Origin of the sequence: Bacillus sp. FSL R5-0523 (genome assembly GCF_037975295.1) — a bacterium.
Lineage (GTDB): Bacteria > Bacillota > Bacilli > Bacillales > Bacillaceae > Bacillus > Bacillus subtilis.
Genome location: NZ_CP150251.1, coordinates 4,020,912 through 4,045,179, shown reverse-complemented (window position 1 = coordinate 4,045,179; position 24,268 = coordinate 4,020,912). Strand labels below are relative to the sequence as shown.

General features: G+C 40.0%; 26 protein-coding genes and 2 pseudogenes. 12 read left to right on the top strand and 16 right to left on the bottom strand.

The window, feature by feature from the left end; all coding sequences use genetic code 11:
* Nucleotides 1-11: 11 nt before the first annotated feature.
* A complete protein-coding gene (locus NYE53_RS20750) occupies nucleotides 12-1,367 on the bottom strand; it encodes an MFS transporter (RefSeq protein ID WP_339246653.1) in 1,356 nt (451 codons plus the stop codon).
* 225 nt (nucleotides 1,368-1,592) lie between these two features.
* On the opposite strand from NYE53_RS20750, the gene NYE53_RS20745 reads away from it, so the two are divergent.
* Nucleotides 1,593-2,492, top strand: coding sequence for a type II CAAX endopeptidase family protein (locus NYE53_RS20745; protein WP_032724963.1), 900 nt, complete (start codon nucleotides 1,593-1,595; stop codon nucleotides 2,490-2,492).
* Here NYE53_RS20745 and NYE53_RS20740 read toward each other — a convergent pair.
* Both NYE53_RS20740 and NYE53_RS20735 read right to left on the bottom strand, forming a co-directional pair.
* On the bottom strand, nucleotides 2,489-4,558 hold the full coding sequence (locus tag NYE53_RS20740; protein ID WP_339246650.1) for a thioredoxin domain-containing protein: 2,070 nt from the start codon (nucleotides 4,556-4,558) through the stop codon (nucleotides 2,489-2,491). The genes NYE53_RS20745 and NYE53_RS20740 overlap by 4 nt on opposite strands.
* An 87-nt stretch (nucleotides 4,559-4,645) precedes the next feature.
* Nucleotides 4,646-5,512, bottom strand: a complete 867-nt coding sequence (locus tag NYE53_RS20735; protein WP_339246647.1) for a DUF1259 domain-containing protein — start codon at nucleotides 5,510-5,512, stop codon at nucleotides 4,646-4,648.
* A gap of 478 nt (nucleotides 5,513-5,990) precedes the next feature.
* On the opposite strand from NYE53_RS20735, the gene NYE53_RS20730 reads away from it, so the two are divergent.
* The 4 genes from NYE53_RS20730 (at nucleotide 5,991) to NYE53_RS20715 (ending at nucleotide 9,477) form a co-directional block, all read left to right on the top strand.
* Nucleotides 5,991-6,566, top strand: a complete 576-nt coding sequence (locus tag NYE53_RS20730) for a TetR/AcrR family transcriptional regulator (protein ID WP_339246644.1) — start codon at nucleotides 5,991-5,993, stop codon at nucleotides 6,564-6,566.
* Nucleotides 6,567-6,625: 59 nt separating this feature from the next.
* Complete coding sequence (locus tag NYE53_RS20725; RefSeq protein WP_339246642.1) at nucleotides 6,626-7,375, top strand: SDR family NAD(P)-dependent oxidoreductase; 750 nt, start codon at nucleotides 6,626-6,628, stop codon at nucleotides 7,373-7,375.
* 268 nt (nucleotides 7,376-7,643) lie between these two features.
* A complete protein-coding gene (locus NYE53_RS20720) occupies nucleotides 7,644-8,657 on the top strand; it encodes an NADP-dependent oxidoreductase (RefSeq protein WP_339246639.1) in 1,014 nt (337 codons plus the stop codon).
* A gap of 448 nt (nucleotides 8,658-9,105) precedes the next feature.
* Entirely contained in the window at nucleotides 9,106-9,477 is a 372-nt protein-coding gene (locus NYE53_RS20715) for a DUF1304 domain-containing protein (protein ID WP_339246636.1), read from the top strand.
* 126 nt (nucleotides 9,478-9,603) lie between these two features.
* On the opposite strand, the pseudogene NYE53_RS20710 reads toward NYE53_RS20715, so the two are convergent.
* A pseudogene (locus tag NYE53_RS20710) lies at nucleotides 9,604-9,768 on the bottom strand (DUF255 domain-containing protein); the annotation flags it as partial.
* Between the two features lie 171 nt (nucleotides 9,769-9,939).
* A complete protein-coding gene (gene fabF, locus NYE53_RS20705) occupies nucleotides 9,940-11,172 on the bottom strand; it encodes a beta-ketoacyl-ACP synthase II (protein WP_339246634.1) in 1,233 nt (410 codons plus the stop codon).
* Nucleotides 11,173-11,274: 102 nt separating this feature from the next.
* Here fabF and NYE53_RS20700 point away from each other — a divergent pair, with 102 nt between their 5' ends.
* The gene (locus NYE53_RS20700) at nucleotides 11,275-12,111 is read left to right on the top strand and encodes a helix-turn-helix transcriptional regulator (RefSeq protein WP_339246631.1); all 837 of its coding nucleotides are present in this window, start codon (nucleotides 11,275-11,277) and stop codon (nucleotides 12,109-12,111) included.
* Nucleotides 12,112-12,474: 363 nt separating this feature from the next.
* Here NYE53_RS20700 and NYE53_RS20695 read toward each other — a convergent pair.
* From NYE53_RS20695 to NYE53_RS20685, 3 genes and pseudogenes are all read right to left on the bottom strand, one after another.
* Nucleotides 12,475-12,646: pseudogene (locus tag NYE53_RS20695) on the bottom strand (DUF255 domain-containing protein); the annotation flags it as partial.
* Nucleotides 12,647-12,887: 241 nt separating this feature from the next.
* The gene (locus NYE53_RS20690; protein ID WP_015715072.1) at nucleotides 12,888-13,454 is read right to left on the bottom strand and encodes a dihydrofolate reductase family protein; all 567 of its coding nucleotides are present in this window, start codon (nucleotides 13,452-13,454) and stop codon (nucleotides 12,888-12,890) included.
* Nucleotides 13,455-13,613: 159 nt separating this feature from the next.
* Entirely contained in the window at nucleotides 13,614-13,970 is a 357-nt protein-coding gene (locus NYE53_RS20685) for an MmcQ/YjbR family DNA-binding protein (RefSeq protein WP_339246629.1), read from the bottom strand.
* A gap of 414 nt (nucleotides 13,971-14,384) precedes the next feature.
* Here NYE53_RS20685 and satA point away from each other — a divergent pair, with 414 nt between their 5' ends.
* Nucleotides 14,385-14,906: a streptothricin N-acetyltransferase SatA gene (gene satA, locus NYE53_RS20680; protein ID WP_339246626.1), complete on the top strand. Its 522-nt coding sequence runs from the start codon at nucleotides 14,385-14,387 to the stop codon at nucleotides 14,904-14,906.
* A 67-nt stretch (nucleotides 14,907-14,973) separates the two neighbouring features.
* Here the strand turns inward: satA and NYE53_RS20675 are convergent, their stop codons facing one another.
* A complete protein-coding gene (locus tag NYE53_RS20675) occupies nucleotides 14,974-15,576 on the bottom strand; it encodes a YitT family protein (RefSeq protein WP_339246624.1) in 603 nt (200 codons plus the stop codon).
* 1 nt (nucleotide 15,577) lies between these two features.
* Complete coding sequence (locus NYE53_RS20670) at nucleotides 15,578-16,018, bottom strand: GNAT family N-acetyltransferase (protein WP_339246621.1); 441 nt, start codon at nucleotides 16,016-16,018, stop codon at nucleotides 15,578-15,580.
* 119 nt (nucleotides 16,019-16,137) lie between these two features.
* Between NYE53_RS20670 and NYE53_RS20665 the strand changes: the two genes are divergently transcribed.
* Both NYE53_RS20665 and NYE53_RS20660 read left to right on the top strand, forming a co-directional pair.
* Nucleotides 16,138-16,590 (top strand): MarR family transcriptional regulator, encoded by a 453-nt coding sequence (locus NYE53_RS20665; RefSeq protein WP_217019865.1) that lies wholly within the window; start codon nucleotides 16,138-16,140, stop codon nucleotides 16,588-16,590.
* Nucleotides 16,591-16,719: 129 nt separating this feature from the next.
* Nucleotides 16,720-17,382 (top strand): MBL fold metallo-hydrolase, encoded by a 663-nt coding sequence (locus tag NYE53_RS20660; RefSeq protein WP_339246618.1) that lies wholly within the window; start codon nucleotides 16,720-16,722, stop codon nucleotides 17,380-17,382.
* 49 nt (nucleotides 17,383-17,431) lie between these two features.
* Here the strand turns inward: NYE53_RS20660 and NYE53_RS20655 are convergent, their stop codons facing one another.
* Nucleotides 17,432-17,809 carry a VOC family protein gene (locus tag NYE53_RS20655; RefSeq protein WP_339246615.1) on the bottom strand — a complete coding sequence of 126 codons (378 nt, stop codon included), beginning with the start codon at nucleotides 17,807-17,809 and terminating at the stop codon, nucleotides 17,432-17,434.
* Between the two features lie 87 nt (nucleotides 17,810-17,896).
* Nucleotides 17,897-18,475 carry a LysE family transporter gene (locus tag NYE53_RS20650; protein ID WP_339246613.1) on the bottom strand — a complete coding sequence of 193 codons (579 nt, stop codon included), beginning with the start codon at nucleotides 18,473-18,475 and terminating at the stop codon, nucleotides 17,897-17,899.
* A gap of 128 nt (nucleotides 18,476-18,603) precedes the next feature.
* Here NYE53_RS20650 and NYE53_RS20645 point away from each other — a divergent pair, with 128 nt between their 5' ends.
* Nucleotides 18,604-19,479: a LysR family transcriptional regulator gene (locus tag NYE53_RS20645; protein WP_339246612.1), complete on the top strand. Its 876-nt coding sequence runs from the start codon at nucleotides 18,604-18,606 to the stop codon at nucleotides 19,477-19,479.
* A gap of 36 nt (nucleotides 19,480-19,515) precedes the next feature.
* On the opposite strand, the gene NYE53_RS20640 is transcribed toward NYE53_RS20645, so the two are convergent.
* The 3 genes from NYE53_RS20640 to NYE53_RS20630 form a co-directional block, all read right to left on the bottom strand.
* A complete protein-coding gene (locus tag NYE53_RS20640; RefSeq protein ID WP_339246610.1) occupies nucleotides 19,516-19,995 on the bottom strand; it encodes a DUF2798 domain-containing protein in 480 nt (159 codons plus the stop codon).
* A gap of 82 nt (nucleotides 19,996-20,077) precedes the next feature.
* Nucleotides 20,078-20,521, bottom strand: coding sequence for a GNAT family N-acetyltransferase (locus NYE53_RS20635; protein WP_339246607.1), 444 nt, complete (start codon nucleotides 20,519-20,521; stop codon nucleotides 20,078-20,080).
* A 13-nt stretch (nucleotides 20,522-20,534) separates the two neighbouring features.
* Nucleotides 20,535-21,413, bottom strand: a complete 879-nt coding sequence (locus NYE53_RS20630; RefSeq protein WP_339246604.1) for a LysR family transcriptional regulator — start codon at nucleotides 21,411-21,413, stop codon at nucleotides 20,535-20,537.
* A gap of 187 nt (nucleotides 21,414-21,600) precedes the next feature.
* Here NYE53_RS20630 and NYE53_RS20625 point away from each other — a divergent pair, with 187 nt between their 5' ends.
* On the top strand, nucleotides 21,601-22,815 hold the full coding sequence (locus NYE53_RS20625; RefSeq protein WP_339246601.1) for an MFS transporter: 1,215 nt from the start codon (nucleotides 21,601-21,603) through the stop codon (nucleotides 22,813-22,815).
* 32 nt (nucleotides 22,816-22,847) lie between these two features.
* On the opposite strand, the gene NYE53_RS20620 is transcribed toward NYE53_RS20625, so the two are convergent.
* Nucleotides 22,848-23,687, bottom strand: coding sequence for a pentapeptide repeat-containing protein (locus NYE53_RS20620; RefSeq protein WP_339246597.1), 840 nt, complete (start codon nucleotides 23,685-23,687; stop codon nucleotides 22,848-22,850).
* A 147-nt stretch (nucleotides 23,688-23,834) separates the two neighbouring features.
* Between NYE53_RS20620 and NYE53_RS20615 the strand changes: the two genes are divergently transcribed.
* Complete coding sequence (locus NYE53_RS20615) at nucleotides 23,835-24,224, top strand: nuclear transport factor 2 family protein (protein ID WP_339246596.1); 390 nt, start codon at nucleotides 23,835-23,837, stop codon at nucleotides 24,222-24,224.
* Nucleotides 24,225-24,268 lie beyond the last annotated feature (44 nt).

Genomic DNA, 24,268 nt, shown 5'->3' with positions numbered 1-24,268 from the left:
CACTGACTTTTTTAAATCTGTTTTGCATTCGTATTAGGACCGAAGAAGATTAACAGCAAGGAGCATGCGAGCCAGCAGCCCCCAATAAATAAGAAGACGCTGATATAGCCGAGCTGAACGGCAATAAATCCGACAAGCAATGAGCCAAAAATGTTTGAAAAACGGCCAAGACCATAGGCTAAACCGCTGCCAGACGAGCGGTATTCAGTCGGATAAGGTTCAGATGTATAGGCGTATAAGTTCGAGGTAAAGACCCGTTCTGTGATATTCACGATAAAACCAAATACAATGATCATGATGGGAATAAAAGTCATACCATATAAGAGCCCGGCGATGGCCGTCAGAAACGCACTTGCAGCTAAAATCCATTTTCTTTGAAATCTTTCGGAAATCATGGAGCCGAGCAGTGCGCCAAGTGGAGCGCCGACGGAATGCAATACGTTATACCATAATGTATTTTCCATGGTTACGCCATTGCTTTTTAGCAGGCTTGGAACCCATGAAGCAAATCCGTAAAACCCAAACGTTTCAAAAATCCATACAGCAGATAATACGATGGTGATTTTGAGGTTTCTACCTTTCAATAAGCCTGCGTAACCTGCATGCTGCTTAACAGTTTCGCTTACTTTAGGCTGGGATGCTGCCGGAAGCGGGCCTTTCTCCTTTTCAACCTGTTCCTCAATTCGGTTGAGGATCGCATCGGCTTTCGCATATTCCCCGCGATTTTCGTGCCAGCGAGGTGACTCTTCCAGACGGCGGATGAAGAAAAAATAAATAAGGCCGACGGCACCCCATACAAATACTAGCCTCCATCCCCATGAACCAAGAGGAATGACAAAGGCAGACACAACGTTGGTGATCGGAACCCCGATCAATCCAATCATGGCACAAAAAGAAATATATTTTCCACGTACACTTGAAGGGAAAAATTCCGCCAAATAGCTATTCGTAATGACCATGGCGGCTGCAACGCCAAATCCGGTGAGAAAACGGAATGTCATTAAAGATGGAATGTCCCATGCCGCAGCATTGCATAGCGATGCGATTGAGAAAACAAAGACAAATAGATTTAAGGCTTTTTTGCGGCCGATTCGATCGGACAGCCGTCCGCCCAGTGAAGCGCCTAAAAACATGCCTAAAAACGAAGCAGCCGTTACGTTAGCAATAGTTGAAAGCGGGATGCCCCAATGTTCAAGCAGTGCCGGCGCTACATTGCTGAGGGTAAATAAATCTGCGAGATCAAAGAAATAAACAATGCCGAGAGCGGTTAACACTTGGAAATGAACGCGTGAAATCGGAAGGCGGTCTAAACGATTCGCTGCGTTTGAGAAAGGATGTGTATTCTTTTGTTTGAAGATCGTATTCATAAAAAACCCCCTTTTAGTAGTAAGAAAAGACTGAAAATTCCCCTCTTGGGACTATTATAAGTATCTTGGTTCATTGGCAACAGAGTTCAAATCACTAGATGGGAGAACTAAATTCGCACTTTTTATGTTCATTTTGCTTAAAAGATTTCCAAAACAGTAGATTCGCAGACCAATTTATGCAAATATATAGTAATATTCTCATTGAAAGGAAGAGACATAGAAGGAATGAATTCATTTATCCGTCCTATAGAAGGAAACAATACGTTGTGGAGATATTTTTTCGCTTTTTTGGTGATGGTAGGGTTATATGTATTCGGGAATATAGCTTACCTTTTCGCTATACTGTTCACGGTTATTGTGAATCCCAATATCACGTTTGATTTGGATGAAGCTGTGTTGAGTGATCCTCTCGTAGATCTTTATTTGTCCCATGTGATTTATTTATTCGCCATTCCGGGAGTTTGGCTGGCTGTGCGCTTTATTTTGAAGCGGCCTTTCCGAACGGTGATTACACCAAATTCAAAGATGAATTGGCGGAGAATTTCCTTTGGTTTTATTGCTTATTTCTTGCTAATGATCGCCGTACAATTGATTGATTTTGTGATTCATCCTGATAGCTATTCAATGCAAGAGTTTAATGCATCACGATTTATCTGGCTGCTAGCGGCCGCCCTCATTTTGGTTCCGATTCAGACATCAGCCGAGGAATTGTTTTTTAGAGGATTTTTGCTTCAAGCCTTCGGGAGATTGACGAAAAATCCTCTATTTTTGACACTGATTGTCGGAGGATTGTTTGGCGTATTGCATTTTGCGAATCCAGAAATGAACAATGGCGCTGTCTGGGCAGGAATTGAGTACTTAACATTTGGATTTGTGTGGACGTATTACACGATTAAAACTGGAAGCATCGAAATATCACTTGGCGCCCATGCCGCGAATAATATGTTTTTGTGTATGTTTATTACAGAAAAAAACAGTGTGTATGGAGGAATTCCTTCTCTCTTTACGGTTACGCGGGGAAACCCGATGTGGGAGGCTTTCTTTACGATTGCGGTCAACCTTGTGTTTGCGGGGATCGCTTTATGGTACCATAAGAAATCAAAAAGTAAGCAGCAAGGGTCTTAATCCCTGCTGCTTATTAACGTTTGGATGGCTTCTTCAATATTCGTTGTCGGCTGTTGGCAGGCGAAGTTTTCACAAATATACACGGTTGTTTTGCCGTCTATGATGCGGTAGTCTGCTGCAAATGGCGCAATATCTTTGCATTGATCAGGATGCTCTGCTACCAGAATGGAGTCGTTGGGCTTAAAGGCTTTTTGAAGCTCTGTTATGATTTGTTTTCTGGCTGGATCGTCTGCGCTTCCAAAAATCACGATTTCTTTTTTAGGCATTAGATGCCTTAACACACTTTGCATAAAGAAAGCATGGCCGCTCGGATACGCGTCGATGTCCGGCTTGAACACAGAAAACATTGTTTCCGCTTTTTCGATCAGTGATAAGTCGCCTGTAACTTGGCCGAGACGCAGCAGCTGAACAGCTGCCACACTGTTTCCGGAAGGCACGGCGCCGTCGTACACTTCTTTTTCCCGTACGATTAAGGCTTCTGCATCGTGTCCGGTGAAGTAGAATCCGCCATGCTCCTCATCCCAAAATAAGCCGATCATATCGTCTGTCAGTTTCTTCGCTTTTTGTAAATAAGAAAGATCAAACGAAGCTTCATAGAGATCCAGATAAGCCCATAGGAGAAAAGCATAATCGTCGATAAAGCCTTTGTTTTTCACTTCGCCATCACGATATCGGACCATCACACGGCCGTTGAGAATTAATTTGTTTTCAATAAATGTGATGGCGTCTTTCGCTAGGCTGAGATATTTCGATTCCTGGTATACCTTTGCTGCTTTCGCAAGACCCGCGATCATCAGCGCGTTCCATGAGGTCAGCACTTTATCATCGACATGGGGATAGGTTCTTTCCTCGCGTGTCTTCAAGAGCTGCTGTCTTGCATCTTCGAGTTTGAGGCTGAGCTCTTTTTCGGTTAACTCGGCATCCTCTTTGATTTGTTCTCGCTTTGTGTGAATGAGGTTAGGAATATTTTTGCCTTCAAAGTTTCCTTCTTCAGTGATGTCATACACTTGGCAATACAGCGTTCCGAGATCGTCTCCGAGCGTTTTCAGAATCTCTTCCTCTGACCACACGTAGTACTTTCCTTCTTCTCCTTCTGTATCTGCGTCTAAAGCAGAGAAAAAGCTTCCGTCTTCATGAGTCATTTCCCTCTGAATGAACGTAATGATCTGCTCACAAATCTCTTTATAACGGCTGTTTTGCGTGACCTGATAGGCTTCTGTATAAGCGGTCAGCAGCAGCGCATTGTCGTACAGCATTTTTTCAAAGTGGGGAACGAGCCACTCGTCATCGGTCGAATAGCGGGCGAACCCATAGCCGATATGATCGTAAATGCCGCCATTCGCCATGCTGTCCAGCGTTTTCGTCACGTTGTATAAAGCGTTCTCCTGCCCCGTATTGTGATGATAACGAAGCAAATACATCAGCATATGGGGCATCGGAAATTTCGGTGCCTGCCCGAAACCGCCGTAGATCGTATCAAACCCGCTGGCAAGCTGCTGGAATGTCCGGTGAATCGCTGACTCGCTAAGGCCTTCGCCTGATTTGGCGGCTGTTTTGATCTGCAAATGTTTAGCGGCGTTCTCCGCAATATCCTCGACATGCTCGCGGTCGTTCGCAAACGTCTCAGACAGATGCTCAAGCACATCAACAAAACCGGGACGATTGAATTTGCTCGTCTTTGGAAAATATGTACCCGCGTAAAACGGCTTTTGATCAGGCGTAATAAATACATTCAGCGGCCAGCCGCCCTGCCCGGTCATCAGCTGGCAGATTCTCATATAAACAGAATCCACATCAGGCCGCTCTTCCCGGTCGACTTTAATCGCCACAAACCGTTCATTGAGAAGACGCGCGATTTCTTCGTCTTCAAAGCTTTCGTGGGCCATCACGTGGCACCAATGACAAGTCGAATAACCGATGCTGACCAGAACCGGCTTGTTTTCGCGTTTTGCTTTTTCAAATGCTTCTTCTCCCCAAGGGTACCAGTCCACAGGGTTGTGGGCGTGTTGGAGTAAGTAAGGAGACTTCTCAGCGATTAATCTATTGGGTTTACTTTTGTTTGGCATGGGATCACCTTCTTTCTTGAATCAATATTTTACCTTAGCATATGTAAAAGCGATTTTTTTAAATCGCTTTTTTTGCTCAAAATAATGTTAACCTCTAACTTCTTTATCAGTAAGAACTTTTAAAGCATCTCTTACTTTTAATGCGAAGTTGATAGGTTTTTCAATTGATTCGAAATGAATATACATCAGTCTTGGTTTATCAAACAACCAGTGATTATGAAGTGACGTTACAATAAGGTCATGTTCTCGAAGCACACTAATAAATGGATTGATTTCTTTTTGGAGAATCACAGTTTCACCACTACAAAGAGCACGGCCATCTTTTGTCATTGATTCAAATGAAAACATCTGAGGAATGAGTAAAAATGATCTTCCTGGTCTTCCTAGTACTTCTGGTTTTATATTCGTTCGTGATCTCATCACTGTACAAATTCCATTTTCAAAAGTATGCATGGTTCCACCTAGAATATCGTTGAATTCGTCACAAAGACCATGCTGTTTAATCATTTCACCATCAACTTTTGCTTCCGCACGGACTGTTCTCTTGATAAGAACTTTCATAGCCTCCCTGACTTTTCTTGCAAAGGTGAGAGGTTCGTCTATTGATTCAAAATGCATAAACATCAGACGTGGCTTATCAAACAGCCAATGGTTATGAACGGCAGTTACAATAATACCAAATTCGCGTAACTCAGTCATAAACGGGTTCACTTCTTCTTGAAGTAAAACAGTCTCACCTAAACATAAAGCTCTGCCATTCCGATCCATGCTTTCAAATGAAAAGGCTTGAGGAATAAAAGGAAATGCTTCTGCTCTTCTTCCAAGTACTACTGGATGAATGTTGTTTCGAAATCTTGTAGCCGTACATACACCATTTACGACACTAGGTGTTGAATTGAGAATCCTTGCAAATTCCCTACAAAGTTGAGATGGCCCCATGCCCATTTCTTCCACTTAATATCTCCTCCTGAATAAGTTGACTACTTACTTATTTTAAAGATATGTGGAGAAGGAAAAAAATGTAACACGACATTTGTCCATATAAGGGGAATTAATCTTTTTAACAATGAAATTATGAATTACTCGATATCCACGTTACCTTTAGTCGGGAGTGGTAAATTTAAAAAAATAAAATATGTATTGGCACCAATGACATTACAGAACTGATTTGATAAAAATAAGAAGGAGCGATATTCGTTAAAATTCAGGTAATAGCCACACATAGCCATATAAAAAACACATGGTTAATTCTAAATTCTTTACCGATCGTTCTCAAATTTGATATACTTGAAACACGTTAGATCTAACTGTTTTGCTACTCAAATGAGAATGATCATTCTTTAATGATTAGGAATGAGGGAGGGATGAATGCATCAATGATTTTCAGTCCTTTCTCAGAATAAAGAGGTAATACGTTCTAAGGTGGGATTACATGGCTAGAAATAAAGAATTTGATGAAAAATTAGCATTAAAAAAAGCAATGAAGCTTTTCTGGGAACAGGGTTATGAAAAAACATCCATGCAAGACTTGGTGGACCATATGGGCGTTCACCGCAGAAGTATCTATGATACATTTGGCGACAAACATACTTTATTTATGCGAGCCTTATGTCACTATGTAGAAGTAATGGAAGTAAGAATGAAGAATGAAGTGAAAACAGAATTAACGGTTAAGCAGGCTATACGAAAATTATTTGAAATGGTTATTTACCCAAAAGAAAATCATCCAAAAGGATGTTTAGCTGTTAATGCAGCTGTTGAATTATCCCTAATAGATGAAGAAGTAGCTAAGAAAATTACAGAGATTTTTATAAATGCGGAAGCATTATTATTTGATCTGCTAAAACATGGCCAAGAACAAGGAGAAATTCCTAAACACTATGACATCAAAGGGCTTTCTCAATTTATTCATAATTCACTCGTAGGGATACGAGTATTAGCAAAAATGACAAATGATGAGGAAAAATTAGAAAACATTATTGATTTGACTTTGTCGACATTAGACTGAATCTATTTTGTTATATGGATGATCTAATTAAAAAAATTTGTTTTCGAGGAGAGAATAATATGAAGTATACAGTTATTACAGGAGCAAGCTCAGGTATAGGATATGAGACAGCATTAGCGTTAGCTGCTCGCGGCAAAAACTTAATTATTGTAGCTAGAAGATTAGATAAATTAGAAGAGCTTAAATCAACAATTCAGAATATTAATCCTGATTTGGATGTTATGATTCGTACAAGTGACTTATCTGTCACAGCTCAGGCATACACACTGTATGACAATTTAAAGGAATATCAAATTGAGACTTGGATTAATAATGCCGGGCTTGGTGAATCTTCTTCTGTCACGGATCAGAAATTAGATAAAGTGGAAACCATGTTACGTGTCAACGTAGAATCCTTAACGATTCTTTCTACACTATTTGTACGTGATTATTCGGATGTAGAGGGAACCCAGTTAATTAACGTATCATCAGCACTCGGATATGCTATTGCTGTTGGCAGTATTACTTATTCTGCATCTAAATACTTTGTTAGTGCATTTACAGAAGGGCTTGCAAAAGAACTGGAACGCAAAGGTGCGAAAATGAAGGTGAAAGTTTTAGCACCAGCAATCACGGAAACAGAATTCATGAAAAATGCATCTGATACGAAAGAATTTGATTACAAAGCAAATATCCCGATGTACCACACAGTTGAGCAAGTGGCGAGTTTTATGATGGAGCTTTATGATAGTAATCAAGTAGTAGGAATTGTAGACGAAAACTATGAATTTCAATTAAGAGATCAAATCTATCCGATTCTAGAGATGTAATCTAATCTTTCAAGTTATTAAATCTATATAACGATGCTCTATATCAATAACACTAGGAAGATGAGAAACATTTATTTATAGTATCGGTCCTAAAAAATTTAATCATTTGAGAATGTTCGTTCTAAAATTAACGAATGTTTAGGTGGCGGGTTAATCATAAAATTGGAAGTCAGACTTCGCTTAAAGTAAGATTCCCCTCCACCTAAACGATTATATAAAAAAGTAAAAACCTAATAAGTGTAATATGATAGAGGATGCTGATAAAAATATGAAAACACTCATGAAAGCAGCTCAGATCACCAAGTATTCAAAAAATATCCATGCCAAAGTCAATGACATTCCAATTCCAGAAATCGATGAAAACGAAGTCTTGGTAAAGGTCAAAGCTGCGGCAGTCAATCCACTAGAAATGTTAATTATTACAGGCAGCGTGAAACTGATTCAAGATTATGAATTCCCATTAACACTTGGTAATGAATTGACAGGAGTTATCGAAAAAGTCGGAAAAAATGTAACAGAATTTCACGTAGGAGATGCCATCTATACACGTCTACCCCTCGAAAAAATTGGTGCTTTTGCGGAATATGCCGCAATTGACGCTGCCGCAATTGCACCCATGCCAAAAAATTTGTCTTACGTGGAAGCCGCTGCTGCACCACTGGCTGGACTCACAGCGTATCAAGGCCTGCATGAAGAACTTGAGGCACAGTCAGGTAAATCTGTCTTCATTCCAGGTGGATCAGGCAGCTTTGGTCAAATGGCTGTACCAATCGCAAAGGCAATGGGCCTAAATGTCATTGTTAGCGGCAGCTCAGAAGCGCGCGAACGCACTTTGGAAATGGGTGCAGACCAATATTTGGATTATACAACAGAAAACTATGTTGACTTGTTGTCGAATGTGGATTACGTGATTGATACACTGGGACCTAAAGAATTCGACAGTGAATTGAGTATCATCAAATCGGGCGGAAGATTGCTCTCTCTCCGTACAGGACCAAATAAACGTTTCGGAAAAGACCGAGATTTCCCATTGTGGAAACAAATGCTATTTTCCCTTGCTGGTGCAAAGTATGATCGCAAAGCCAAGAAACAAAACGTGGAATACCATTTTATCTTCGTTCGTTCTGACGGCGCACAACTTAAAGAGATTACCAAAATCATTGAAGAAAACAACATTGTTCCAGCAATTCATCCAACACAATTTGCCATAGACAACGTAAATGAAGCGCTAGAACTGGTCGCAAATGGACGGCCAAAAGGGAAGGTGATTATTAAATTTTAAGGGGAATACGAAGAAAGCAGTCAAAAAGTTGAGATTATTTATGCAAAGGATTTTAAAAGGCAATAATAAGGTGTTACAAACCGAGAGTTCTGCTGATTAAGAAATGGAAAAATAAAAATCAAATCATAGAAAAACTTTATCAAGCCGGAGTTCATTATAAAACATGGAGAACTAGCCATCTCAATTGTTCTTATAAAAGAATGTTGAAATGCAATTAAGTTAGGCGGTTACTCTAATATACTTGGCACCAAGTACATGTCAGTAATGGGACAATGATTATATTAGAAAATATGATTTAGCTATTATGGTGGCTTTATCAAAAGAAAAAGAGCGCTATGTACAGTCATGCTTCTATCTATCGGTAAAGGATGTGCTTTACACTTTCCCTGTTAAAAAATGTATAATGGAATATAAAACTGATTTTAGGGAGTAGAGAGGAGAAAGTAATGTGGAAATAATCGCAGCTATTTTAGTGTCGATCGTAGCATTAGAACATTTATTCATTATGATCCTTGAAATGTTTTTTATTGATTCAAAGGTGGCAAAACGTGCGTTCAAATTACCGATGAATTTAGAAGGAGATCGAAACGTAGCAGTTATGTTTGCAAACCAAGGTTTATATAATGGATTTCTAGCCGCTGGTCTCATTTGGGGACTTATACTTGGGCTCAACCCAATTGGCTATATGGTTCAATTATTTTTCGTGATTTGTGTGGTAGTAGCAGCCATTTTCGGAGGTTTCACATCCAATAAATCAATTATTGTGAAACAAGGACTTCCAGCTATTTTAGCATTGGTTGCCCTTTTATCTGTGATATAGATCCCAAGCTTAAATAACAACAACCCATTTTTGGAAAAAATGCAGATGACGTTGCATTGAGTTGTCAATTGAGATATTCCTTAATTGGCAACTTTTTTATGAAATCAAATAAGTATGTATTGGACACCAATGGCAAGTCGAATAACCGATGCTGACCAGAACCGGCTTGTTTTCGCGTTTTGCTTTTTCGAAGGCTTCTTCTCCCCAAGGGAACCAGTCTACTGGGTAGTGGGCGTGTTGGAGTAAATATGGTGATTTCTCATTGATTAATCTATTGGGTTTACTTGGCATGGGATCACCTTCTTTCTAACTGTTTTTTAAAGTTTTCTCTTTCCTCCATTTAATATACCAGATAGCTGAGGCCCATCATAATTTGTCTGTGAGGTATTCCATAATGAAAACCAAGGGCTATAAACCCTTGATAGATTCATTATTTCACCTTTGAACTATAAAGACGGGTCTTCAATCGTAATGCTTTAACACGATTGCTGAATTATGTCCGCCAAAACCAAAAGAATTTGATAGCCCATATTTCAATGGGAGATGTCTCGCTTCTGATACAACATCTAAGTCGCAATCTGGATCTTGATTCTCTACATTAATAGTTGGCGGAATCATTCCCCGTCTCAAACTTTCCACTAAAGCAATTGCTTCTACTCCGCCAGCAGCACCAAGCATGTGCCCAGTCATTGACTTGTTTGCAGTTGTTGGAATTTTACGTGAATGTTCACCAAATAATTCCTTGATAGCTAGAACTTCAGAACGGTCACCTACTTGTGTACTTGTTGCATGAGCACTAATAACATCAATTTCATCTGGTAATATGTTAGCACTTTTTAGTGCTTTTTTCATTGCCAAGTAAGCACCTTTGCCTTCTGGATGTGATGCTACCATATGATGAGCATCTGAACTAGCTCCGTACCCCACTACTTCACATAATATCGGCGCATCTCTAAGAATAGCGTTTTCTAATGATTCTAATACTAAGATACCTGCGCCTTCACTCATAACAAAGCCATCTCTATCTGTATCGAATGGACGGCTGGCTCGACTTGGTTCTTGGTTTCTTGTAGATAAAGCATGGGCGTTTCCAAAACTAGCCAAAGACAACTGTGTGATTGCAGCTTCTGCTCCACCGGCAAATATAATATCTGCTTCATCATTTCGGATAGCATTGAAAGCTTCACCAATAGAGGTGTTCCCGATTGAACAGGCCGTTACTGGTGATAATGACGGGCCTTGTGCTCCTAATCTAATACTGATTTGAGCCGCAGCTGCATTTGAAATCATCATTGGTACAAGGCTTGGACTCACTCTTCCGGGACCTCGTTTATTTAATACATTTACGTTATCAACAAGTGATTGTATGCCTCCGATTCCTGAACCAACATATACCCCTAAACGTTCAAGATCAACCTTATCTAACTGTAATTGTGAATGTTCTAATGCTTGTGCTGCTGCTGCTAAGGCAAACTGACTAAAACGATCTAATCGTTTTGCTTCTTTTCTCCCTAATATTTCATCTGCATCAAAATCACGAACAATTCCAGCTATCTTGGTTTTATAATCAGCAGTATCAAAGGAATCAATTAGAGATATTCCCGAGTGTCCTTTAACTAGTTGATTCCAAAAGCTATTTACATCATTTCCTAGTGGAGAAATAACTCCCATTCCAGTAATGACAACTCTTTTCATGATCATTCCTCCTTGTTTTTATCAACTTTAACTATTGTGTTATCCTATTACAAGTTGTTGTTTATCCTAGTATAATTAATACTATTTTAAAGGGGGATCTTAATGAAACCTGAAACAAGACTTCAAGCTTTATCAGAATTTCTAAAGAACCAACGTTCGAAAATTACTCCCCAAATGGTTGGTTTACCTGTGGGAACCCGCAGAAGAACACCAGGTTTAAGAAGAGAGGAAGTGGCTCAACTAGCCGGTGTAAGTCTTACATGGTATACATGGTTAGAACAAGGCAGAGATATAAAAGTGTCTACTTCGGTATTAGATGCTATTTCTCGAGCATTACAATTAAATAACGATGAAAGGAGATATTTGTATGCTCTAGCGTTAGAGGAAGGAGTGAAACAACCCTTTATAAATGAGAAAGAGAAGGAAATCAGTCCGGCTTTAGTAAAAATTTTGCAGGAACTTCGTTATTGCCCAACGATTATATCAGATAGAAGAAGTCAGATTGTTGGGTGGAATCAAGCAGCAGCTAATGTATTTTTGGATTTTGAACAAATCAATCCGGCAGAAAGGAATATAATACGCTTACTATTCGCAAGAAAGGAATTTAAAAGTTTAGCAGTGAATTGGGAGCATTTTGTTAGAGGATATATCGCAATATTTAGAACGTATTATGGACAGTATGTGGCTGATGACTGGTATGAGCAATTTATACAAGAAATGGAACAGGCATATCCTGAGTTCCGTAAAATTTGGAATGAAAATGAGATTAGCTCTGCTCCTGAAGTATTAATTGAGTTTCGTCATGCTAAGGCAGGTAAAATGTTGTTTAATCTGACTTCATTACAAGTGCATGGGGATACTGATTTAAGGTGCAGCGTCTATACTCCAGTTGAGAATACTGAAACTGAGCTTAAGTTAAAACGTTTAATGGAAGGCTAGTTATGATAAATTAGTTTCCTAATTTGCATAAATGACAATGTTCTTTTGAATAGGCCAAGGCTAGCTATCGTTTGGAGAGTAGAAGTTAGCCCTTACCATCTATTTGAATATAATGGTGAACAATTAAAAAAAGGTGAAAAAAAACCTAATCACGTTTCAACTTTTGATTATATGCCCGAGGAAGATATTAAGGGACACAAATTAGAGGTCAAGATAAAATGGAATGAATCAAAAGAAAAAACAACAGTATTTAAATTAGAAGAGAAAAAGTTTTTGAATCTAGGTTTCTAAAAATTTGCAATAAAATTATTAAAAGGCAACCTAAACTGGTTGCCTTTTATGGTTATTTTAAGAGACATGGCACCAATGGCAAGTCGAATAACCGATGCTGACGAGAACAGGCTTGTTTTCGCGTTTCGCTTTTTCATATGCTTCTTCTTCCCAAGGGAACCAGTCCACAGGGTTATGAGCATGTTGAAGTAAAATAAGTAGATTTCTCAGCGATTAATCTATTGGGTTTATTGTTAGTAGGCATTGGATCACCTTCTTTCGTTTTTTTATAAACACAAAACTTAGCCGATTACTTAAAAGAGGGAGAAGAAAATATACTATAATGCTTAATGATGTTAATGGAGGAGACACCGTCCTTTTCAATCCTCTTTTATTACAGAAAATTTGATATTGATAATTCCATAGTATATTAAGGGGAACCCATTATTTATGGATTCCCCTTTAGTTCAATAAGAAGGATTACTGTCGAGTGTTACTTTACAATGTTAGCCATTCCAATGATAAACGATTTGCACAACGCCAGAGGAAAATGTTCTTGTATTCACCATTTTTAAATTTATCCTCTGTTTTACATCAATAAACAACGGTTTTCCTTCTCCCAAAACAACAGGGTGAATAGATAATCTAAATTCATCAACAAGCCCCAAATTTATAAAAGTTGTAATGAGACTCGCTCCACCATATAGCCAGATGTCTTTGCCAGACTTTTTCTTCAATTTATTTACTTCTTCAAGAATATTATCATTTATAAATATGGCTTGATTATCAATCTCATTTTGTGTTCTGGAAAAAACATATTTCTTTTTACTATGAACCAATTTCCAAAGTTCCTTTTCTGTATCAGGGTCTTCATTTTTTGGAATATATTGTCCCCATAAATCGTAGCTTTTTCTACCATATAAAATAGTATCAATTTGATTTAAAAAATCAGTAAACCCCATATCAGGGTCCATAATACACCAATCAACTTCTCCATTTTTTCCTTCAATAAAACCATCTAAAGTAACTGCTAAATCTAAAATGATTCTTCTCTGTTTTAAGTTATTTGTCATAACTATTCATCCTTTTACATAAGAAGTTGGTTGAAATTCTTCTCCCACTCTCGCACTAGATGAACTAAGTTGCATTTGTGGACAGAGTGAAGAACAGTATCCTAAAATGAAAGTGCCCACTACTCTTCGCAGCTTGATTAGCAGGAACACTCTTTATCTTCACTTGGTTAAATGAAAGCTCTGCTCGATTAAGTTATAGATTTCGCCTTCTGGATCTGTCCGTTCTAAAACAATTGAAATCCAATGTTCCTTATCCATATGATATCCGGGTAAGATATTTTCCTCGTTTCTTAAGCTATCACTTATTTCAGGGGGACATTTTAGATTTAGAATATCTATTTCGCCATGACCATCCAAGCCTAATTTTTCTGGGAGAACATTCATGATAAGACCGTACCATTTTTTGTTTGATGTATGTCTCAAAGAAGCATAGTTTGGGTATTTCCCCCACGGATAATCAGGCGATGTACCGTATTTTTTTTTGACGTGTTTAAAGATATCTTCTCTTGTCAACATACTCAATCACTCCTTTATTCACTCTAATTTCTTCTAGGAAAAACCAAAGAGCGATCCTTGGTTGTCCTTTGGATACTTCAATAGAGATGTCACCAATGGCAGAAGCTGTGTCAAAGCTTCCTCTCTCCATGGGTACTATTCAACAGGGTTGTGGGCGAGTTGAATGAAGGATGATATTTCTCATTGAGTTTATTGTTAGTGGGCATGGGATCATCTTCTTTGCTCTTGTTTCTATTCTTTTTTACTGTACCACAATCCTTTGATGAAATACTTCATTACGATAGTGAAATTTATATATAAGGTAATGGATGTCTTATCTATTGCTGTTCTCTTAAAGAGTGCACTTTTGGAAGCTGTTATTGAATAGTATCGAAACGAGTTTACTAAATATTATCTCGATTGGCGGAGATTGATTTGATCATTAAAATGACTCAATTGAATATGAAAGATTTCAATAAACCAAATGAACCTTTCGTTGTTTTTGGGAGAATGATACCTGCTTTTGAAAACGGTGTTTGGACATATACTGAGGAACGATTTTCTAAACTTTATTTTAAACAATATGTAGATGATGAAATGGATGTTAGTTATGTTGAAGAAGAGGGAAAAGCGGTTTTTTTATATTATGTTGAAAACAACTGCATCGGCCGGATTAAGATTCGTTCTAACTGGAATGGGTATGCACTAATAGAGGACATTGCCGTTGCAAAAGACTATAGAAAAAAAGGCGTTGGAACAGCATTATTACATAAAGCGATTGAGTGGGCAAAGGAGAATAAATTTTGTGGCCTTATGCTTGAAACACAAGATATTAATGTTTCAGCTTGTCATTTTTATGCCAAACATCAATTTATAATAGGTGCAGTTGATACGATGCTTTATTCCAATCTTCCAACAGCAAATGAAATTGCGATTTTTTGGTACTATAAATTTTAATTTATCATAAAATTATTGAACGAAACGTAGCTTGTTTTGCGTTTCGTTTTTTCAAAGAAGAGGTTTTTTAACCCCTTCTATTCTTTGATAAGAATTGTTTTTCCACAATAGGCATAAAAACGTGAAGGAGCATTCCTCCTAAACAGACGGTTAATAGGGTTCCGATGCCGATAGGGCCTTTAAAGATACTGGCTAATACTAAGAAAAGAGCGTATACCAATGTTCTTGAAAACAAGATTGTTCTTTTGGAGAGATCTCGGATAATAAGTGTTAAATGATCGATGGGTGTTGATGCGAATTTCGTTTGAAGATAGATGGCTGTTCCAAGACCGATGAGCACCAAACCAATTCCGAAACAAATCAGTTTGCTTAACAACGCGTTTAGATAGATGGTGTTTTTTACAACAAACAACCATAGGTCAATGCCTATTCCAGTAATGAATGCTGTAATCAAGCCCAGCAAAAGAGGTTTTTTTCTCGTTAACATAGCGTTGCAGAATAAGAGGAGCACAGAAATAAGGACCTCCCAACTTCCTACGGTAAGTCCGATTTCTTTTGACAGACCAACCAAAAGGGCATCGAAGGGTGATGTGCCCAGTCCTGATTGTATGGTTAAGGAAATGCCCAAACTTAATATGAGTATGCCTAATCCGTAAAAAATATATTTCATGTTAAATCCGCGATATTTCTTTTGTCATCAGGACGTGAGGGATGCCGTCTTCCATAAATTCCTGTGAAGAAATCTGGTAGCCCAGTTTTTGATAAAAGCCTGCTGCTTGTGTTTGACCATGCAACTTACATGCAGTCAGTCCTTTTTCTTTTATGATTTCTTCTAACCCGCTTACGATGACTTTCCCCAATCCATACTTACGGTAAGGTTTTAGGATGCAGATTCTTTCCAGCTTTGCTGTATGGTCAACGATGCGCACACGGCCCGTGCCGACAGGCTGATTCTCATAATATACCAAGACATGCTGGCATTGTTCCTGGAGCGTATCAAATTCATCGAACTCTTCGGATTCAGATACATGTTGCTCCTCAATGAAAACCGTCTTTCTAATATTCAAAGCTTCATGTAAATCAGCTTCAGTTGTTATTCTTTTTATATTCATTATGAATCAATCCTTTTCTGATATTAGTCTGGACTGTATAGCACGCATGTGGTCTTATAATAGTAAGGGTAAAACATTTTTGTTGTAATTGCAACAAAAATACGTGAGGGGTTTTAGGAATGAATGATATTTTGCGTGAGATCGGCATGATAGCAAGAGCGTTGGATTCCATAAGCAACATCGAATTTAAAGATTTGGACTTAACAAGAGGGCAGTATCTCTATCTCGTACGTATATACGAAAATCCGGGAATTATTCAAGAAAAATTGGCGGAAATGATAAAAGTGGACCGGACAACGGCCGCGCGGGCCATTAAGAAGCTGGAAATGCAGGGATTTATTCAAAAACTGCCGGATGAGCAAAATAAAAAAATAAAAAAACTGTTCCCGACTGAGAAAGGAAAAAAGGTATATCCATTGTTAAGAAGAGAAGGAGAACATTCCACGGAAGTGGCCTTGTCCGGTTTTACTGCAGAGGAAAAGGAAACCATTTCTGCACTCCTTCATAGAGTGAGGAAGAATATAGAACGTGATTGGGAATATGTGAAGAAGGGGAACAAAAGGGATTATTAATGGACAACGTTAACAAGTTGAGCTGATGCTGGCGAAAATCGGCGTTTCCTTCTCAAGGATACCAGTCCGCTGGCCGTTCACTTCTGTTTACTTTTGAACTATCAAAAATCTCCAAAGGGAGTGGTTTGCGTGAACTTGAGACAATTATCAGAACATGTCTATCAATGTGAATTTGAGCTTGATGTGCCTCTTCGTATTCCGGTTCATACTTGGTTTATCAAAGATGGTGATGATGTTTATATTGTTGATACGGGAATAGAACGTTTTGCTGATGCTCAAATTAGGGCAGCACTCGCGATCGGCGATCCAAAAGCCATCTTGCTTACTCATGGCCACAGTGATCATATCGGAGGTGCATCAAAATGGTTAGAGAGATTTGATATTCCGATTTTTGCGCACCAGAAAGAACTAAAGTACATCAATGGGGAAGAGCCATATCCGAACAAAAATGAAGTGGAGAACACAGGGGTAGCCCATGTTGTCCAGCCGCTGACGGAGCAAACGCTTGCTCACCTGCCTCTGAAATACTATTTAACACCTGGCCATTCTCCGGGTCATGTCGTGTATTATCATAAAATCGATCGTACTCTTTTAACGGGTGACCTTTTTATCACAAGTAAGGAGGATTTACACCCACCTATAAGAAGATTCAGTGTTGATATAAATGAGAACATTGATAGCGGCTCAATCATAGATCAAATCAAACCAACGCTCATTTGCTCTTCACATGGCGAAGAAATTCTTTATAACGAAGAATTGTATAAAAACTATGTGGTAAGGTATAGGGATTAATGGAAGTAAAAAAAACATACCAAATGAATTGGTATGTTTAGAGAGGAATTTAAATATACTCCGATATCTCAATGAGGATCTGATCGGGGTATCTTATATAGACAGATTGAATCGGGCCGAGTGCACCGGTTCTTTTTATTGGGCCTTCCTCGACATTGACGTTTGTTTTCTTGAGATGCTCCATCACTTTATTGATGGGTTCATCCGTGATCATACATAAATCGCCAGATCCCGGGAGCGGGTGCTTGGCTTTAGGTTCGAATTCATGACCGGCCTCATGCAAGTTGATTTTTTGATTGCCAAAACACAAGACTTTTCTGCCTGCGCCAAATGTTTCTTCTTCCATTCCCAAAACAGATGTATAAAAGTCGATCGTTTCTTGAAGGTTTTGTACAGTCAACACCAGATGATCAATTCGTTTGATCAAGATGAATTCCCTCCTTTTAGGTAATCGAAATAACGAAAATCATCACAATCACTAGATGACCTGCTTTATAAGATAGATTTACAGGTGCTACAGATAAATACTGACGGCAGAGTAAACAAGCAGCAAACACATAATAGTGCGAAATGCTTTATCGTATTTGTCAAAGAGTTTTTTGAACACAGAGCCGAATCCTGACCATAGCAGCAGCGCCAGCCAGCCGAGAATGATGGCTAATGTGAGATAAAGAATGACCGATGTCATTGAATGCTGGAACGGAAGGATAAATGCACTCATCAATGTTAAGAAGAACAGAATGCTTTTGACATTGATCATTTGAAAAATAAAACCTGATAGAAAAGAAGAATGCACATCTTCAGAATCCTTCTTTGCTTTTTTGGACATGCCGACCTGCCATGCCAAATAAAGCAGATAGACTGCACCTGCTATTTTGAAGTATGGTTCTGCAACCGGAATCCAATTGTATAGTCCTATCGTAAATACACCGCTGAGAATCCCAAGGACTGCAAAACCTGCCAAAATGCCGCTATTGAAACGCCATGACCCTATAAAGCCAAACCGCCGCGCTTCATTCATCATTAAGATGTTGCTCGGGCCAGGCGTAATGGATGTCAAAATCACATACGAAAGAAAAGCTATTATACTCATAACATCACCTTCATTTACTAATGTCGTACGGGGCAGTTTTTATTGTATGATAATGATATCTATAAATAAAATTGAAATATAAAAAGTCATTATCATTTTTTTCAATAGATCATAAAAGGAGAAATCGTATGGAGATCAGACATCTTATCACGTTTCAGACCATCGTAGAAAAGGGGAGCTATACAGGCGCCGCGGCGAAGCTAGGCTATACGCAATCCACGATCACCACTCATGTCCAAGCGCTGGAGCAGGAGATCGGAGGGGCGTTATTCACGTACGAGAAAAGGCGTTTAAGACTGACTGTTTTAGGAAGGGAATTGATACCTTTAGCCGAGGATTTACTATCAACCCATGAACAAATCAAGAATATGCAAAACGTTCACGAAGTTAAGGGTGTGTTGAAAGTAGCGGCACCTGAGTCGTTAACCATTTCCAGACTTGGACCGATCATAAGGGAATTTTCACTGAAATATCCTCATGTCAAAATCATCTTAAGCAACGGCACATGCGGACAAAATCAGGTGGAGTTGTTAAGCGGACGGGTCGATGTCGCGTTAATGGTCTATCCGGACATTCATATCGAAAAATGCGTTCATTACACGTTAACCGAGGAAAAGATCGTCCTTGTGGGCAGTATGGATGGGCCGGATCATTTTGATGACTATAAACAAGAAAACAGCAGCCATTTCTTTATCACAAATGAAGAGGGCTGCAGTTACCGGTCGATGTTTGAACGATACCTTGTGAAGCATGACATCAGCGGTTTTCAAACGATGGAGCTTTGGAGTATCGAAGCAATCAAACAAACGGTCATGAGCGGGCTTGGATTTTCCGTTTTGCCTTATATCACAGTGAAAGAAGAAGTGGAGGCGGGGAAGCTGAAAATCCTTCATCATGCTGAAGCCCTTGATCCGATTTACTCACATCTGTTACTCAAAAAGAAAAAATGGCAGCTGCCTGCCGCAGAGGCTTTTGCGGAGCTTGTTTTACATTTGATTCGTTAGAAAAAGGAGTGAGCGTCAGGCTCACCCCTTTTCTAGTTAAACTGCAGCTGTGAGCTTTGGTTTTACAAATTTCATGAAAATCCCTCTGACTAATGGGCCCATAATCAGTAATTGCAATGGATAGGCCAGGATGAAATTTTTCAACACAATCATAAGATAAGTGCTGAAGAGGCTGTCTCCGTTCAGCCCATTTGCCAGAACCGCTGTCACTAAACCGAACACAGACATACAAAGCACCATGCCGATCACCATACAAGTTGACATGGCAAGGATGACATATATTTTTTTAGTCTTGTCGAACGGCATGCGGAATGCAATCTTCTTGGCGAGGGGGCCCACTAACAGTAAATCTAACAGGAGGGCGACCATAAAACCGATGACCATTTCAAAAACGGTCACCAGTGAAAAATCCTGAATGGCTCCGTTGATGATGGCATTGTAAATCGACATGACGCAGACCATTCCAAAGCACATCATCACGCCAAATATAAGGCCTTCTTTTTTATTTGCTGGCATACAATCATTCCTTCTCTCCATAATCGGTGATTAGTATACCAATGAACTGTTCATGCTCATAAGTGACAAACTTGTGAACAATCTATAGCGCAGAATCGTCTTGTTTTGTCATCAGCACATGTGGAATGCCGTCCAGCATAAATTCTTTTGATGCAGTCTGATAGCCTAGCTTTTCATAAAAGCCTGCCGCCTGTGTCTGGCCGTGCAATTTGAAGGCAGAAATGCCTTGTTCTTTCACAATACGTTCTAATGCATCGATGATCACTTTTCCCAAACCGAATTTGCGGTAAGACTTCAGAATGCAGATTCGTTCCAGTTTCCCCGCGTGGTCAACGATACGGACACGTGCAGTGCCAACAGGTACATTCTGATGATAAGCCAAGATGTGCTGGCAATCACCGTGGAGTGTATCGAACTCATCGAATTCATCCGAAATGGGACAGCCTTGTTCCTCTACAAATACTGCCTTTCTGATTTCAAACGCTGTATGTAAATCCTGTTCTGACGTGATTTTTTTGACATTCATGCTTGAATCCTCCCTACTCAGAAAAATGGCTGATCACATATTGTTTAAAGGTCTCAGCAACCGGTGATAAAAACCTGCCTTTTATCCAGGCAATTCCTATGACACGCTGACATTCCGGCCAGCTGACGCGGATTTTGGTGATTTTGCTTTGGTCTAAGCCTTTCAGGTCTGGGAGAATAGATATGCCCAGTCCGGCTGCCACAAAACCTGCGGCAGTAGCTGCTTCTTCTCCTTCAAACAAAATGTTCGGCTGTATATCGGCCTTCTCAAACAGCTCATCGACCGTCATCCGAAGCGCATAGCCCTTTTTCAATAAAATAAAACGCTCCCCGGCAATCTCATTCAGGGTAATGCTTTCGCGACTGGCTAAGGGGTGATCATTTGGCACAAATACAAAGAGTTCTTCGCTCCACAGCTTGATCCATTGGATCGGATCTTCAGGCTTAATCGAAGCGAGGAGACAGAGGTCCAGATCCCCGGATTTTAATCGTTCAAGCAGCCAATAAGAGTGGTTTTGCTTCAGCTGGAAGGCAATGTTTGGGTATTCCTGCTGAAAGGAGCCGATGAGATCCGGAACAAGCGTGGTGCCTAATGTATGCAAAAAACCGAGAGAGACTTCGCCTTGGTCTGGCTTTAATAAAGCTTGGATTTCTTCTTTTCCTTCGGTGTACTCCTTCATCATCGCCTGAACCCGTCGCAAAAAAATGTATCCGTATTGATTTAAGCTAATGGATCGTCCTTGCCTGTCAAATAGTGGGACGCCCAAATGATTTTCCAGCCTGGCGATAGAGCGTGAAAGCGCAGGCTGTGTGATGGAGAGGCTTTTTGCGGCTTTCGTGACGTGCTGCATCCGGGCCAGTGTTTGAAAATATTCAAGTTGTTCCCATTCCAATTATCATCCCTCCTTTATTACATATAAGCATGAAAATGATATTTTATATGCATTATACAACATATATCAACGGTGCTAAGATAAGAATATAAACAGACTCGAGGATGTTTGAAATCGGAAGAAATAAAGGATGGTTGTTTATGAATTACAGTGATCCACAACATGATGAGGGACCGATAAAGTCCCGATGACATACATTCAAAAAGGCACACCGGTTTTTCGAAAAATTACGTTTGCTTTCTTCGCTGCGGGTTTCAATACATTTGCGATTCTATATTGCGTACAGCCGCTCATGGAGGAATTCACTCGGGAATTTCATGTGACGCCTACTGCGGCGAGTCTTTCTTTATCTGTTACCACAATGCTGTTAGCTGTGAGCATGCTTGTCTTTGGTTCATTATCCGAGGTGTGGGGGCGTAAGCCGATTATGGGTATTTCCATGCTGGCCGCATCGGTTCTCTGTCTGGCATCGGCTTTCAGTCCGAACTTTCATACACTGCTCGTATTGAGAACCGTTCAAGGCGTTGCGCTCGCAGGCCTTCCGTCGATTGCGATGGCTTATCTTGGGGAAGAAATTGAACCCGGAAGTCTTGGATCAGCGATGGGGCTGTATATCAGCGGAAATGCAATCGGCGCCGTTTTCGGAAGGATCGTTTCCGGGCTCCTGAGCGAGTACTTGAATTGGCATATGGCGATGGGATCAATTGGTGTCATTAGTTTGATTGCTAGTGTTATATTTTTTATGAATTTGCCGCCATCCAGGCATTTTACGCCAAGAAAATTGAAGCTCGGGAAATTGGGAATGTCTCTGATCGGCCACTTGAAGGACCGAAAACTATTTAGCTTGTTTCTCATTGGTTTTTTGCTGCTTGGAAGCAATGTTGCATTGTTTAATTACATTGTGTATGTGCTGTTGGGCCCGCCGTATTCGCTTAATAAAGCATTTTCCAGCTGGATTTTTATTGTGATGATTGTAGGCATTTTCAGCTCGTCTTTCATTGGAAGAATGGTTGATCGGTATGGCTATCCGAAAATATTGGTGATGAATATTTTCATCGTCATTGCAGGTGCTTTATTCACGATAAACAGTATGCTGGCAGTGAAAATTCTGGGGATTGCCCTCTTTACATTCGGTTTTTTCGGAGGGCATTCAGTTGCCAGCAGCTGGGTGGGCAGGAGAGCCCTTCACAACAAAGCACAGGCTTCATCGCTGTATTTGTTCTTTTATTACGCCGGTTCAAGTGTTTTCGGAACAATCGGAGGGCTATTCTGGTCTGCTTTTCACTGGCTGGGCGTTGTCGGTATGATCACCTTCATGCTGCTGATTGCGTTATGGCTGTCGGGATACTTGGCAAGAAGTGTGAAAATGCCGGATAAAAGGAACGAAAAAGGATTGAATTGATCAGTAAAAAAGGACCGTTAGCGGGTCCTTTTTTATTTCCAATGGGCAGGGATTCGTAAAGACAGCGGCAGCTTTGTGTTCGAATCGCCGTTGGCGGCGTTCACCTGTGCCTGTGTCAGAAAGATGCTCCCGGTCAGGTTGGCGCCGCTGAGATCAGCGTCTCTCATATCTGCACCGATAAAGTCTGTCATTCTCAAATCGGCATTTCTCAGATCGGTGGCTATGAGCAGCGCCCCTCTTAGATTTGCTCCTCGCAGATCAAGCCCTTTCAGTTTCGCGCCGATCAGGACACTTCCCCGGCTGACCTTTTTCGGGAGTTTTGGATGGCGGGCTTGGGCACGCACCAGCTCACTTGTTTTTAACAGCCATTCATTGACCTCAGCTCGATGCTCGTCCACCTGCAGTGTCAGCAAGCGTTCTTTGCTGAGTTTAGTGAGCTTTTCTATTTTTTCGAAACTGGTTCTCAGTTCAGAATGAATCGGCTTGGCTATATCTATAGAAAGAGCTTCATGTAAATACCAGAGCATTTCGTGCAGCTGTTGCATGATAGGAAAAACGTCAAACATCTGGTTGGCCGTTTCGGGGCTGTTTCGCCAATCCTTTCCCTCATAAGTGATTTGGGATACTTTTTGGCCGGCGCCAAAGCATTCATATGCAGAACAGCCTCGAAATCCTTTTTCTCTGAGATCTTTATGTATCGAACATTGATAGTTTGATTGTAAGTTGCGGCAAGGCGTGCCCCCGTCTTTATCAAAAGCAAAATCTGCCGACTTCGCATAAGGCAAGGCGACACAGCACAGGCCAAAACAGTGCTGGCAATCCGCACTTAAATCATGATGTATATTGTCATATAACGTTACTTCCGCAGACAATATTGTCCACCCCTTCACTTGGGTACTTTGTTAAATATATGCTATTTGATTATATAGGAAATATTGATACTTTTCATTTTGTTTTTACGGCTTCAGCTGGTCAAACGATGTATAATATATCCAATCATGATGATTGGGGGAATTCATATGGAACAGCAATTGAAAGACATCATCTCTGCGTGTGATTTGGCAATCCAAAATGAAGATTTTGATACACTGATGAATTATTATTCGGAAGATGCCATTTTAGTTGTGAAGCCGGGCATGATCGCGCGAGGCAAAGAAGAAATCAAAAAAGCGTTTATCACGATTGCGAATTATTTCAATCATCATATTGTCCCGACACAAGGGGAAATGATCATTTTGGAAGCAGGAGACACTGCACTGGTCCTTTCTCAGACACTGCTTGATTCGGATAAAAAGGACTCCGAGTATACGATGGAAAGAAGGGCGACCTATGTATTTAAGAAGAATGCGCAAGGCGAGTGGCTTTGTGTAATCGATAATTCATATGGTACGGATTTAATTGGTGTGTAAGATATGTCTTTGATGTGTCATTCCTGCATATAATGATTCATTCA